At 54.3% G+C, this 12,500-nt stretch carries 12 protein-coding genes and 1 other annotated feature; of the genes, 9 read left to right on the top strand and 3 right to left on the bottom strand.

The genetic code is table 11. The annotated features are described in order from the left end of the window. Nucleotides 1–165: 165 nt before the first annotated feature. Nucleotides 166–2,088: a murein transglycosylase gene (sltY, locus tag OMR58_RS14375; RefSeq protein WP_264546257.1), complete on the top strand. Its 1,923-nt coding sequence runs from the start codon at nucleotides 166–168 to the stop codon at nucleotides 2,086–2,088. A gap of 102 nt (nucleotides 2,089–2,190) precedes the next feature. Further along, nucleotides 2,191–2,523, top strand: coding sequence for a trp operon repressor (gene trpR / locus OMR58_RS14370; protein ID WP_264546256.1), 333 nt, complete (start codon nucleotides 2,191–2,193; stop codon nucleotides 2,521–2,523). Here the strand turns inward: trpR and yjjX are convergent. Continuing rightward, a complete protein-coding gene (gene yjjX / locus OMR58_RS14365; RefSeq protein ID WP_200562004.1) occupies nucleotides 2,520–3,044 on the bottom strand; it encodes an inosine/xanthosine triphosphatase in 525 nt (174 codons plus the stop codon). The two genes, trpR and yjjX, sit on opposite strands and share 4 nt — an antisense overlap. A 49-nt stretch (nucleotides 3,045–3,093) precedes the next feature. Here yjjX and gpmB point away from each other — a divergent pair, with 49 nt between their 5' ends. Next, nucleotides 3,094–3,741 carry a 2,3-diphosphoglycerate-dependent phosphoglycerate mutase GpmB gene (gene gpmB / locus OMR58_RS14360; RefSeq protein ID WP_200545126.1) on the top strand — a complete coding sequence of 216 codons (648 nt, stop codon included), beginning with the start codon at nucleotides 3,094–3,096 and terminating at the stop codon, nucleotides 3,739–3,741. A 40-nt stretch (nucleotides 3,742–3,781) separates the two neighbouring features. Here gpmB and robA read toward each other — a convergent pair whose 3' ends face one another. Next, nucleotides 3,782–4,660, bottom strand: a complete 879-nt coding sequence (gene robA / locus OMR58_RS14355; protein WP_200545127.1) for an MDR efflux pump AcrAB transcriptional activator RobA — start codon at nucleotides 4,658–4,660, stop codon at nucleotides 3,782–3,784. Nucleotides 4,661–4,874: 214 nt separating this feature from the next. Here robA and creA point away from each other — a divergent pair, with 214 nt between their 5' ends. Then, complete coding sequence (gene creA / locus OMR58_RS14350; protein WP_264546255.1) at nucleotides 4,875–5,351, top strand: protein CreA; 477 nt, start codon at nucleotides 4,875–4,877, stop codon at nucleotides 5,349–5,351. 77 nt (nucleotides 5,352–5,428) lie between these two features. Here creA and arcA read toward each other — a convergent pair whose 3' ends face one another. Next, nucleotides 5,429–6,145, bottom strand: a complete 717-nt coding sequence (gene arcA / locus OMR58_RS14345; RefSeq protein WP_105594790.1) for a two-component system response regulator ArcA — start codon at nucleotides 6,143–6,145, stop codon at nucleotides 5,429–5,431. Nucleotides 6,146–6,757: 612 nt separating this feature from the next. Here arcA and OMR58_RS14340 point away from each other — a divergent pair. The 5 genes from OMR58_RS14340 (at nucleotide 6,758) to thrC (ending at nucleotide 12,483) form a co-directional block, all read left to right on the top strand. Beyond that, complete coding sequence (locus tag OMR58_RS14340; RefSeq protein WP_264546254.1) at nucleotides 6,758–7,456, top strand: tRNA/rRNA methyltransferase; 699 nt, start codon at nucleotides 6,758–6,760, stop codon at nucleotides 7,454–7,456. 189 nt (nucleotides 7,457–7,645) lie between these two features. Continuing rightward, nucleotides 7,646–7,717: a thr operon leader peptide gene (gene thrL / locus OMR58_RS14335; RefSeq protein WP_105594825.1), complete on the top strand. Its 72-nt coding sequence runs from the start codon at nucleotides 7,646–7,648 to the stop codon at nucleotides 7,715–7,717. Then, nucleotides 7,653–7,774: a sequence feature (Thr leader region), on the top strand. Its footprint overlaps the gene before it by 65 nt. 24 nt (nucleotides 7,775–7,798) lie before the next feature. Beyond that, nucleotides 7,799–10,261: a bifunctional aspartate kinase/homoserine dehydrogenase I gene (thrA, locus tag OMR58_RS14330; protein ID WP_200562012.1), complete on the top strand. Its 2,463-nt coding sequence runs from the start codon at nucleotides 7,799–7,801 to the stop codon at nucleotides 10,259–10,261. 2 nt (nucleotides 10,262–10,263) lie between these two features. Continuing rightward, on the top strand, nucleotides 10,264–11,193 hold the full coding sequence (gene thrB / locus OMR58_RS14325; RefSeq protein ID WP_264546253.1) for a homoserine kinase: 930 nt from the start codon (nucleotides 10,264–10,266) through the stop codon (nucleotides 11,191–11,193). A 3-nt stretch (nucleotides 11,194–11,196) separates the two neighbouring features. Beyond that, the gene (thrC, locus tag OMR58_RS14320; protein ID WP_200562017.1) at nucleotides 11,197–12,483 is read left to right on the top strand and encodes a threonine synthase; all 1,287 of its coding nucleotides are present in this window, start codon (nucleotides 11,197–11,199) and stop codon (nucleotides 12,481–12,483) included. Nucleotides 12,484–12,500 lie beyond the last annotated feature (17 nt).

Raw genomic sequence — 12,500 nt, 5'->3', positions numbered from 1 at the left:
TGCGCTGAGCGTGCACAATCAACGCGCAGCGAATGAGCAAAAATGGGGCGCAGAAAGGATTTCGGTAAATATTTGTTCGTCACGTGGCACAACCGGCTGTACCTGGTTAGCATGAAGGGGGTAGTTTTGGGTGTTCAGGATTAACAAAGTAAGGTGGGGAAGGTCATGGCGGACAAGTGGCAGTTGTGGACAGTGGCATCCTGTTTGGTGCTGGCGGCAGGCAGTGTGCAGGCGGATTCGCTGGATGCACAGCGCACCCGGTATTTGCAGATCAAGCAGGCCTGGGATAGCAAACAGATGGATACCGTGGCACAGCTGATGCCCACTTTGCAGGATTATCCGCTTTATCCCTATCTGGAGTATCGCCAGCTGGCACAGGATCTCGGTCAGGAAACCGGGCTGGCGGTGAACGCCTTTATCCAACGCTATCCGACACTGCCACCCGTGCGCTCGCTGCCCGCCCGTTTTGTTAACGAGCTGGCGCGGCGCGAAGACTGGCGCGGGCTGCTGGTCTTCAGCCCCCAGGCTCCCAAACCCGTTGCCGCGCGCTGTAACTGGTACTACGCCAAATGGGCCACCGGCGAGCAGCAGGTCGCCTGGCAGGGAGCTAAAGAGATCTGGCTGACCGGCTCGTCGCTGCCTGCCACTTGCGACAAACTGTTCAGCGTCTGGCAGCAGGCAGGAGAGCAAAATCCGATCACTACGCTGGAGCGCATCCGCCTGGCGATGAAAGCGGGCAACGGCAGCCTGGTGAACTATCTGGCGAAGCAGCTGCCTGCGGATTATCAGACCATCGCCAGCGCGGTGATGAATCTGCAAAACGATCCGCAGACCATTCAGACTTTCGCGGCCAGCGTGGGTCCAACCGATTTTACCCGCCAGGCGACGGCGATTGCGTTCGCCAGCGTGGCGCGCACCGATGCGGAGCAGGCCCGGCAGATGATCCCTTCACTGGCGGTGCAGCAGAAGCTGGACGAGCAGCAGGTGCAGGAGCTGAAAGAGGCGGTAGCCTGGCGGCTGATGGGTAATGATATTACCAGCGAGCAGGGCCGCTGGCGTGATGACGTGGTGATGCGCAGTGATTCGACCTCGCTGGTTGAGCGCCGGGTGAGGATGTCGCTGGGCAACAACGATCGCCGTGGCTTAAACACTTGGATTGCCCGTCTGCCGGTGGAGGCGAAGGAGAAAGACGAGTGGCAGTACTGGCAGGCCGACCTGCTGCTTGAGCGCGGGCGCAATGAGGAAGCCGAGGGCATTCTGCGCAAGCTGATGCAGGAGCGCGGCTTCTATCCGATGGCGGCTGCACAGCGGCTGGGTGTGGAGTATCCCCTGCAAATCGATAAGGCTCCGGCGATTGACGCCGCACTGACCACCGGTCCGGAAATTGCCCGGGTGCGTGAGCTCATGTACTGGGGGATGGATAATCTGGCGCGCAGCGAGTGGAGCTATTTGATCGGCAGCCGCACCGCCGGTCAGCAGCAGATGCTGGCCAGCTACGCGCTGAAGCAGGGGTGGTGGGATCTTAGCGTGCAGGCGACTATTGCAGGTAAGTTGTGGAACAGCCTGCAGGAGCGCTTCCCGCTGGCCTGGCAGAGCCAGTTTGAGCGCTACATCAGTGGAAAAAGCATACCGCAAAGCTATGCAATGGCGATTGCACGGCAGGAGAGTGCCTGGAATCCGAAAGCCCGCTCGCCGGTAGGTGCATCCGGATTGATGCAGGTGATGCCGGCAACCGCTCAGCATACGGTGACCAAATTCGGCATCAGCGGCTACAGCAATAGCAGCCAGCTGCTTGATCCGGAAACCAATATTCAGATTGGGACACAATATCTGGAATCGGTTTATCAGCAGTTCGGGCAGAACCGCATCTTTGCGTCTGCTGCCTATAACGCCGGTCCGGGGCGGGTAAGAACCTGGCAGGGCAACAGCGCCGGGCGTTTAGATCCGGTGGCTTTTATTGAAACCATTCCGTTTTCAGAAACACGCGGCTATGTGAAAAACGTGCTGGCCTATGATGCCTATTACCGTTATTTCCTCAATAAGCCGGACAAGCTGTTTGCTGACAGCGAGTGGCAGCAGCGTTATTAAGGTGCTTCCCAACAGGCCGCAGCGGCTGATGCAGTTGCGGCTTCAAGTATGGCGGTGATGATGCTACACTTCTGTACTAGTTAAATAGTATGGTTGCCCATCATGACCGATGATTCTCCTGTTCCGGTATCCGTTGAACCCCCAAATGAAGACTGGCTGCGCTTTGTCGTACTGATGCAGCGTGCCTATCAGAGTGAGCTGCATCTGCCGCTGCTCCAGCTGATGCTGACTCCGGATGAGCGTGAAGCGTTAGGAACCCGGCTACGGATCGTAGAAGAGCTGATGCGCGGTGATATGAGCCAGCGCGAGCTTAAAAACCAGCTGGGTGCCGGTATTGCCACGATTACCCGTGGATCGAACAGTCTGAAAAGTGCGCCACCTGCCCTGAAAGCCTGGCTGGAAGCGCAACTGCTGAACGGCAGCGATCGGGTTTAAACCGGCTGGCTGTAAACGTCGTTATGGAAGGGACAGAGGGCGAGGATCAGCGCCTGATGATAAACGCTGGTGCGGGACAGATGCCCGGCGGTGAAGGCGCCGATAGCGCCGCCTTTCTGTTTGATATTATCAATTCCGGTGAGGCGCGCCATCTCTTCGCCAAGCTCGCGACCTTCATGAATCCCTTTCATTACAACCGCCGGTAGCGTAAAGCTGGCAGAGCGGGATTCACCGCGTAGTTTATGGTTTTCAATCACCATCCAGGCGAAAGCGGTGTCCTCTTCGATTCCAGCCTCAATCGCCACCCAGAAGTCAGCTTCAGGTCGGACCTGCCTGGCATTCATCACTCTTTGACGTGCGCCAGTTCGCGTTTCTGTATTTGTCATGGGCTGTGCCGCTACGCCGCTGTCGACCTCTACACCCTCAATGTGGCAGGATCCTTCTCCGAAAATATCGCTGAAGGCCTGAGTAATTGCCCTAATTTTGGCTGGATTGCTGGTAGCAGCGACAACATGGTACATAATTGGTTGAACCCTTTACGTAAATAATCGCAGTATAACGGAAAAACGTATGTTACAGGTCTATCTTGTTCGCCACGGAGAAACGCTGTGGAATGCCGCTCGGCGCATTCAGGGGCAGTCAGACAGTGCGCTGACTGCAAAAGGAGAATTACAGGCGCATCAGGTGGGTGAGCGGGTTAAAAGCCTCGGTATTACCCATGTCATCGCCAGCGATCTGGGCCGTACCCGCCGTACTGCTGAGATTATTGCCGATGCCTGCGGTTGCGATGTGACCGTCGATCCCCGCCTGCGCGAGCTGAATATGGGCGTGCTGGAGCAGCGTGCGCTGGATTCCCTCACACCGGAAGAAGAACGCTGGCGTAAGACGCTGGTGGACGGCACCGTAGATGGGCGTATTCCTGAAGGGGAATCAATGAGTGAGATGGCCGCTCGTATGCATCAGGCCCTCAATGCCTGCCTTGAACTGCCTGCCGGTAGCCGCCCGCTGCTGGTCAGTCACGGCATGGCGCTGGGCGTATTGCTTAGCACTATTTTGGGTCTGCCTGCCAATGCAGAACGTCGGTTAAGGCTTCGTAACTGCTCAATTTCTCGTATCGAACATCAGGAAAGCCCGTGGCTGGCATCCGGCTGGGTGGTGGAAACCGCTGGCGATATTACCCATCTTGATGAACCGGCGCTTGACGAGCTGCAGCGCTGAACAAAAAGGGCCGGTGTGACTGGCCCTGGCTGTTTCCCATTTATTCCGGCGCGCGCCGGATAGGGATCAGATATTCGCAGCGAATTTCAGTCGGCGGTTCAGCGCGCTTTTTACCACCGTGCGTGTAAAAGCGCTCAATATCCTGGCCGTTGCGTCGTGTGAGATGTAAAAGTGGCATACAGGTGCCGTACAGCAGCAGGACAAACTCCTGCAATCCGCTGGTCGATCCCTCATAGGTAAACTGTACATAGTCTCCCCCTTCCAGTGTGACCGGCTGCGCTGATTGTAGCTGGCTGGTGTTCTGGTCGGGCATCACGGCTGTTGTGTAAAGTATCTCCTGCTCATCATCTTTTTCAGAACTGGGGTGCGACTGGTGTAAGCCATACAGCACCGGCGGAACCGTATCCGTTTCAGTCAAAAACTGGCGCCAAAAATGCACGCGCATATCATCACGAAAACGGGAGATCTGTTCCAACGTGCAGGTATAACTTTGCGTCTGTCCCAGTAATGTTGTTTCCGGCATGCTAACCCACGTTGGTTCCGGAAGTTTAAACTCTCCCAGACGAATGGGCGGGCGAAGCCCGGAAGCATTCCAGTCAGATGAACGGCGATACCAGGCTGGAGTCTGGGTAAATTGCTTTTTGAAGGCCCGGGTAAAGGTTTGTTGAGAATCAAAACGATACTGCAAAGCGATGTCCAGAATCGGACGGCTGGTCAGCCTCAGGGCGACCGCTGCTTTTGACAAACGACGCGCACGAATATATGCACCAATGGCATGCTCCGTGACATCTTTAAACATTCTTTGCAAATGCCATTTTGAATAACCCGCCTTTGCCGCGACGTTATCTAACGACAGCGGTTGATCCAGGTGGCTCTCCAGCCAGACAAGCAAATCTCGAATGATACCGGCTTGGTCCATTAAATCGTCCTCATTCTACTCAGTTCAGTGTTGCAGCAAATAAAGCAAAGTCGGTGGATAGTAGCACTAAATGCAAAATTAAAGTACGCGGTTATAGTTTTAAGAATGTGCTAAATCAATTGCTCATTGAATAGTTCGCGTGAGTAGCGGTGAGCTATGTATGTCATCCAAGATGACTTACAATGTCGGCTATTTTCTTTGAAATGGTAACGTCATGACAATTAAAAAATTGTTAATAGTCGCTTCAGTCGCGCTGGTTTCATTCTCTCTACAGGCTGAAGAGATTGGCTCTGTTGACACGGTTTTCAAACTGTTTGGCCCCGATCATAAAATTGTCGTAGAGGCATTTGATGACCCGGATGTGACGAATGTGACCTGCTATCTGAGCCGTGCAAAAACTGGCGGCATCAAGGGGGGGCTGGGGCTTGCCGAGGATACGTCAGACTCGGCAATTTCCTGTCAGCAGGTTGGTCCGGTTACGCTTTCCGATAAAATCGCTCAGGGAAAATCAAACGGAGAAGTCGTTTTCCGCAAGCGCACTTCGCTGGTATTTAAAAAGCTGCAGGTTGTCCGTTTCTATGACAAAAATCGTAATGCTTTAATCTATCTCAGTTATTCCGATAAGGTTGTTGACGGTTCACCAAAAAATGCACTCAGCGCCGTGCCAATTATTCCGTGGGGAGGAAAGTGAACTGCGGAACCGCATGATTTTTAGATAAAAAAATGGGCCGAATAAATTCGGCCCATGAATACTTAATACGATTTCCGTTAATCTTCCAGATCGCCACAGAAGCGATAGCCTTCGCCATGAATGGTGGCGATAATCTCTGGAGTATCAGGAATTGATTCGAAATGTTTACGAATTCGGCGAATGGTGACATCAACAGTGCGATCGTGTGGTTTCAGTTCGCGGCCTGTCATTTTTTTCAGCAGGTCAGCACGGGTTTGGATTTTTCCCGGGTTTTCGCAGAAGTGCAGCATCGCACGGAACTCACTGCGCGGTAGTTTGTACTGTTCGCCCTGCGGATTGATCAGAGAGCGGCTGTTAATATCCAGCTCCCAACCGTTGAAGCGGTAGCATTCTACCAGTTTACGCTCTTCGCTCACCGCGGCCAGATTCATGGTGCGCGACAGCAGGTTACGGGCACGGATGGTCAGTTCACGTGGGTTAAACGGCTTGGTGATGTAATCATCTGCGCCGATTTCAAGACCGAGAATCTTGTCAACTTCGTTGTCGCGTCCGGTCAGGAACATCAGGGCGACATTAGCCTGCTCACGCAGTTCACGAGCCAGCAACAGGCCATTTTTACCGGGCAGATTGATGTCCATAATGACCAGATTGACGTCGTTTTCCGTCAGGATCTGGTGCATTTCGGCACCATCCGTAGCTTCATAAACCATGTAGCCTTCGGCTTCAAAAATACTTTTGAGTGTATTACGAGTGACTAATTCGTCTTCAACGATAAGTATGTGCGGGGTCTGCATGTGTTCGCTACCTAAAATTGCCAACAAAACTGGAACAGGACATACCGCCGTCACAAGGCTGATGTGAAAAATCAGCGATAAAAGAACAGCAGTACAGAATAATTTTCTTGATACACCTTAGTTACTGTCAACAACATGGTCAGCGTAGCCAAACGGGTGGCGTCTGAATGCCCCGGCAGTGCAAATACGGCATACATCCTAACTGCAACAACGGCAACATAACAGCACTGGCAACAACCATTAAGCAATAAAGTAACGCTTAGTTGACTTATATCAAACCAATTGTAGCACGTTAACAGTTTTGTGAAAAACTCTTCCCAGAATGCCAGCTTAGCTCACAAACAGAGCCAAATGCTAACGATTAAGGATGAGAGGTTAATCTAACGTTTGCTATACATTTAACAATTGTTACTTAATTGATAAAACTGATTTTATTTACGTAACATCAGGTTTTTATTGCTTATTCAACAGAATGCTAGTGTAACATCAGATTCTTCTCTTTTAAATTGTTACCACGCTGCTGTTGGCGAGTTGTTAAATATCAGCGTCTGTCATTTGTGCCTTTGGCATGGCAAAGTACCCGCTCTGGTTTTGTTAATAGTAAAGGCGGTTATGCGTTTCCCTCTTATTCTTGTTTCTCCTGCTCGTCCTGAAAACGTTGGTGCCGCTGCGCGTGCGATGAAAACCATGGGATTTAGTGAGTTACGTATTGTCAGTAGCGATGTCCATCTTGATGATGCCGCCAGACGGGTTGCCCACGGAGCCTGCGAGATCCTCGATAATGCCACGCACTGGGAATCGCTGGCCGCCGCGCTTGAGGATATCGATTTCAGCATTGCCACCACGGCACGCAGTCGCGCAAAGTTTCGTTACTACGCAACGCCACAGCAGGTACAAACCGTACTGGAAGAAAAGCAGCAGTGGATTGGCAGCGCCGCACTGGTATTTGGCCGTGAGGATAGCGGCCTGACCAATGAAGAACTGGAACTGGTCGATCTGCTGACAGGGGTCCCGATGGCCGGGGACTATCCGTCGCTGAATCTGGGCCAGGCGGTGATGGTCTACTGTTACCAGCTATCTGCGCTGCGCCAGGTCAGTGCTGCCGCCGAGCCTGCGGCAGAGGTTCCCCAGCTTGCCGCACTGCGCCAGCGTGCGCAGCTGCTGCTGGAGAAGCTGGACGTAACGGGTGACGTTAAACTGGCGGACTGGCTTCAGCAGCGGCTGGGTCTGCTACAGCAGCGGGATACGGCAATGCTGCATCGTTTACTTCACGACGTGGAAAAAAAGCTGGCAGATAAAAACGCTGGCTAATGCCGAATTGATGGCGTGATTTACTGCTATCCATCGCAGGGATAACAGAACAGATCGGCATCAGGCTAAATTTGTCTCAACTGACGTCGCCGGGCCGATAAGGCGCAGGCGATAAAAAAATTGACTTAGTGGGGCAATTGCTTTACTTCTGAAGGCCGACAGATTTTACAGACAGACGATAAATCTAAAATGCGTAAAAACAGCCTGATTACCACAATCATTATTACCACCACCATTACCACAGGTAACGGTGCGGGCTGACGCATAAAGAGTAAAATAGAAAAAAGCCCGCACCTGAACAGTGCGGGCTTTTTTTTGGTGAAAATTCAGGAGAGTTTGAACATGCGAGTGCTGAAATTCGGTGGAACCTCGGTAGCCAATGCGGAAAGATTTCTGCGTGTGGCTGACATTCTGGAAAGCAATGCAAAGCAGGGACAGGTTGCTACCGTATTGTCCGCGCCAGCAAAAATTACCAATCATCTGGTGGCGATGATTGAAAAAACCATCGGTGGCCAGGATGCCGCGCCGAATCTCAGCGATGCCGAACGTATTTTTGCTGAGCTGTTACAGGGACTGGCCGATGCTCAGCCGGGCTTCGACTTTGACCGCCTGAAGAGCGTGGTCGATCAGGAGTTCACCCAGCTTAAGCAGGTTTTGCACGGGATTAGCCTGCTGGGACAGTGCCCGGACAGCGTTAATGCTGCCATCATCTGCCGCGGTGAAAAACTCTCAATTGCCATTATGGAAGGGCTGCTCCAGGCGCGCGGCTACGGCGTCAGCGTGATCAATCCGGTAGAGAATCTGCTGGCAGTTGGTCACTATCTGGAATCAACCGTGGATATTGCGGAATCGACCCGCCGCATCGCTGCCAGTAAAATCCCTGCCAGCAATATGGTGCTGATGGCCGGTTTCACCGCCGGTAACGAGCGCGGCGAACTGGTCGTGCTGGGCCGTAACGGTTCTGACTATTCTGCTGCGGTGCTGGCCGCCTGTCTGCGTGCCGACTGTTGCGAGATCTGGACTGACGTTGACGGCGTCTATACCTGCGACCCGCGTCAGGTCCCGGATGCGAGGCTGCTTAAGTCAATGTCGTATCAGGAGGCCATGGAGCTTTCCTACTTCGGCGCTAAAGTTCTCCATCCTCGCACCATCGCTCCTATCGCCCAGTTCCAGATCCCCTGCCTGATAAAAAATACCGCCAACCCACAGGCTCCAGGTACGTTAATCGGTGACAGTGCCAGCGATGATGACACGCCGGTAAAAGGCATCACCAACCTGAACAATATGGCGATGTTCAACATTTCCGGTCCGGGAATGAAAGGCATGGTTGGCATGGCGGCGCGCGTATTCGCCACCATGTCCCGCAGCGGTATCTCAGTGGTGCTGATCACTCAGTCATCATCGGAATACAGCATCAGCTTCTGCGTGTCGCAGAGCGAGCTGTCGCGGGCCCGTAAAGTGCTGGAAGACGAATTTTATCTGGAGCTGAAGGACGGCCTGCTGGAGCCGCTGGATGTGATGGAGCAGCTGGCGGTGATCTCCGTGGTCGGCGACGGCATGCGCACGCTGCGCGGCATCTCGGCCAAGTTCTTCTCCGCGCTGGCCCGCGCCAACATCAATATCGTTGCTATCGCTCAGGGCTCTTCCGAGCGCTCTATCTCCGCTGTGGTCAGTAATGATGAAGCGACCACCGGCGTGCGCGTAGTGCACCAGATGCTGTTTGCCACCGATCAGGTGATTGAGGTGTTCGTGATCGGCAGCGGCGGTGTCGGCGGTGCGTTAATCGATCAGATTAATCGCCAGCAGGCCTGGCTGAAGAACAAACATATCGATCTGCGCGTTTGCGGTATTGCTAATTCCCGGGCGCTGCTGACTAACGTTCACGGTATTCCGCTGGAAAACTGGCAGGAACAGCTGCAGGCGGCAAAAGAGCCGTTCGATCTGGACAGGCTGAAGCGCCTGGTGAAGGAATATCACCTGCTGAACCCGGTGATCGTTGACTGTACATCGAGTCAGCAGGTTGCCGATCAGTATGCCGATTTCCTGGCCGATGGCTTCCATGTGGTGACGCCGAACAAAAAGGCCAATACCTCGTCGTATAGCTATTACCAGCAGATGCGTGCGGCGGCGGCGAAATCACGCCGTAAGTTCCTGTACGATACCAACGTTGGTGCCGGTCTGCCGGTGATCGAGAACCTGCAAAATCTGCTCAACGCCGGTGACGAACTGATTCGCTTCTCCGGTATTCTCTCCGGCTCGCTGTCGTTTATTTTTGGTAAGCTGGACGAAGGCGTATCACTCTCTGCGGCCACGCATATGGCACGTGAGATGGGCTTTACCGAGCCGGACCCGCGCGACGATCTTTCCGGGATGGACGTGGCGCGTAAGCTGTTGATCCTTGCGCGTGAAGCGGGCTATCAGCTGGAGCTGGATGATATTGAGATCGAAGCGGTGCTGCCGGAAGAGTTTACCGCCATTGCTGATGTCGATACCTTTATGGCGCGTCTGCCGGAACTGGATGATGCGTTTGCCGCCAGGGTTGCCAGTGCGCGTGACGCGGGTAAAGTCCTGCGCTTCGTCGGTGCGATTGAAGAGGGCGGTGTCTGCAAAGTGAAGATTGATGCCGTGGACGGTAACGATCCTCTGTTTAAAGTGAAAAACGGCGAAAACGCGCTGGCCTTCTACAGCCGTTACTATCAGCCAATTCCGCTGGTGCTGCGTGGTTACGGTGCCGGTAATGATGTGACCGCGGCGGGCGTGTTTGCCGATCTGTTACGCACTCTGTCGTGGAAGTTGGGAGTTTAAACATGGTTAAGATTCATGCCCCTGCCTCAATTGGCAACGTCAGCGTCGGCTTCGACGTGCTTGGGGCGGCGGTATCGCCGATTGACGGTACGCTGCTGGGCGACTGCGTCAGCGTGGAAGCGGCTGACGAGTTCAGCCTGCTCAATGAAGGCAGCTTTGTCAGCAAACTGCCCGCCGATCCGAAAGAAAACATTGTCTATCAGTGCTGGGATCGCTTCTGTGAAGCCATCGGCAAGCGCGTGCCGGTGGCGATGACGCTGGAAAAAAATATGCCGATCGGTTCCGGCCTCGGTTCCAGCGCCTGCTCGGTAGTGGCCGGTTTAATGGCGATGAACGAGTTCTGCGGCAAACCGCTGAATGATACCGAGCTGCTGGCCCTGATGGGCGAGCTGGAAGGGCGTATTTCCGGCAGTGTACACTACGATAACGTTGCGCCGTGCTTCCTTGGCGGCATGCAGCTGATGCTGGAAGAAAACGGCATTATCAGTCAGTCCGTGCCAGGATTTGATGACTGGCTGTGGGTGATGGCGTATCCGGGGATCAAAGTCTCTACCGCCGAGGCGCGCGCGATTTTACCCGCGCAGTATCGCAAAGAGGATATTATTCGCCACGGCCGCTACCTCGGCGGCTTTATTCATGCCTGCCATACGCAGCAGCCAGAACTGGCCGCGAAGCTGATGCAGGATGTGATTGCTGAACCTTACCGTACCCGACTGCTGCCCGGCTTTGCCGAAGCGCGCGAGGCCGCTGCCGATATCGGCGCACTGGCCTGCGGTATTTCGGGTTCAGGGCCGACGCTGTTTGCCGTATGCAATCAGCTGGATACGGCACAGCGGATGGCGGACTGGCTTCGCCAGAACTATCTGCAAAATGATGAAGGCTTCGTTCATATTTGTCGTTTAGATACGGCAGGCGCACGTAAACTGGGATAACGCATGAAACTGTACAATCTTAAGGATCACAACGAGCAGGTTAGCTTCGCCCAGGCGGTGAAGCAGGGGCTGGGTTCACAGCAGGGCCTGTTCTTTCCGCTGGAATTACCCGAATTCGAACTGACCGATATTGATGCACTGCTGGAGGAGGATTTCGTCACTCGCAGCAGCAAGATCCTGTCGGCGTTTATCGGCGATGAAATTCCAAAAGAACAGCTGCTGGCGCGTCTGAAGACCGCCTTTACCTTCCCGGCTCCGGTCGCCAGCGTGACTGATGATATCGCGTCTCTGGAACTGTTCCACGGCCCGACTCTGGCTTTTAAGGACTTCGGCGGCCGCTTTATGGCGCAGATGCTTTCCCACGTCAGCGATGCAGATGAGAAGATCACCATTCTGACCGCGACCTCGGGTGATACCGGTGCCGCAGTGGCTCACGCCTTCTACGGCATGGAAAACGTGCGCGTGGTGATCCTGTATCCGCAGGGTAAAATCAGCCCGCTGCAGGAAAAACTGTTCTGTACGCTGGGTGGCAACATCCAGACTATCGCTATCGACGGTGACTTTGATGCCTGTCAGGCGCTGGTTAAGCAGGCCTTTGACGATGAAGAGCTGAAAAAGGCGATTGGCCTGAACTCGGCAAACTCGATCAATATCAGCCGCCTTCTGGCGCAGATCTGCTACTACTTCGAAGCCGTCGCTCAGCTGCCGCAGGAAAAACGTAATCAGCTGGTGATCTCGGTACCAAGCGGTAACTTTGGCGACCTGACTGCGGGTCTGCTGGCCAAATCACTGGGCCTGCCGGTGAAGCGTTTTATCGCCGCTACTAATGCCAACGATACCGTGCCGCGCTTCCTGGCCGACGGCCAGTGGACGCCAAACGCCACCGTTGCCACGCTGTCTAACGCGATGGATGTGTCGCAGCCAAACAACTGGCCGCGCGTGGAAGAGATCTTCCGCCGTAAAACCTGGCGTTTGCAGGATCTGGGCTTTGGTGCGGTGAGTGATGAAACCACCAAAGAGACCATGCGCGAGCTGGCCGATCTTGGTTATATCTCAGAACCTCACGCGGCGATTGCCTACCGTCTGCTGCGCGATCAGCTGCAGGAAGGGGAGTTTGGTCTGTTCCTCGGCACCGCGCATCCGGCGAAGTTCATCGAGAGCGTGGAAGCGATCCTTGACCGCAAGCTGCCTCTGCCGGAAGCCCTGGCCGAGCGTGCGGACCTGCCGCTGCTGTCGCACAACATGAAGGCCGAATTTGCCGATCTGCGTGAATTCTTGCTGAAGAAGTAATTTGTGCCGGGGCGGAA

The sequence above is a fragment of the Erwinia sp. INIA01 genome, assembly GCF_025947915.1.
Lineage (GTDB): Bacteria > Pseudomonadota > Gammaproteobacteria > Enterobacterales > Enterobacteriaceae > Erwinia > Erwinia coffeiphila.
This window is presented reverse-complemented; position numbering and strand designations above follow the sequence as displayed.

Coding starts and splice junctions, on each gene's coding strand:
- creA (WP_264546255.1), top strand. CDS start 4,875: ATGACAATTAAAAAATTGTTAATAGTCGCTTCAGTCGCGCTGGTTTCA.
- thrC (WP_200562017.1), top strand. CDS start 11,197: ATGAAACTGTACAATCTTAAGGATCACAACGAGCAGGTTAGCTTCGCC.
- OMR58_RS14340 (WP_264546254.1), top strand. CDS start 6,758: ATGCGTTTCCCTCTTATTCTTGTTTCTCCTGCTCGTCCTGAAAACGTT.
- trpR (WP_264546256.1), top strand. CDS start 2,191: ATGACCGATGATTCTCCTGTTCCGGTATCCGTTGAACCCCCAAATGAA.
- gpmB (WP_200545126.1), top strand. CDS start 3,094: ATGTTACAGGTCTATCTTGTTCGCCACGGAGAAACGCTGTGGAATGCC.
- thrB (WP_264546253.1), top strand. CDS start 10,264: ATGGTTAAGATTCATGCCCCTGCCTCAATTGGCAACGTCAGCGTCGGC.
- yjjX (WP_200562004.1), bottom strand. CDS start 3,044: ATGTACCATGTTGTCGCTGCTACCAGCAATCCAGCCAAAATTAGGGCA.
- robA (WP_200545127.1), bottom strand. CDS start 4,660: ATGGACCAAGCCGGTATCATTCGAGATTTGCTTGTCTGGCTGGAGAGC.
- arcA (WP_105594790.1), bottom strand. CDS start 6,145: ATGCAGACCCCGCACATACTTATCGTTGAAGACGAATTAGTCACTCGT.
- thrA (WP_200562012.1), top strand. CDS start 7,799: ATGCGAGTGCTGAAATTCGGTGGAACCTCGGTAGCCAATGCGGAAAGA.
- sltY (WP_264546257.1), top strand. CDS start 166: ATGGCGGACAAGTGGCAGTTGTGGACAGTGGCATCCTGTTTGGTGCTG.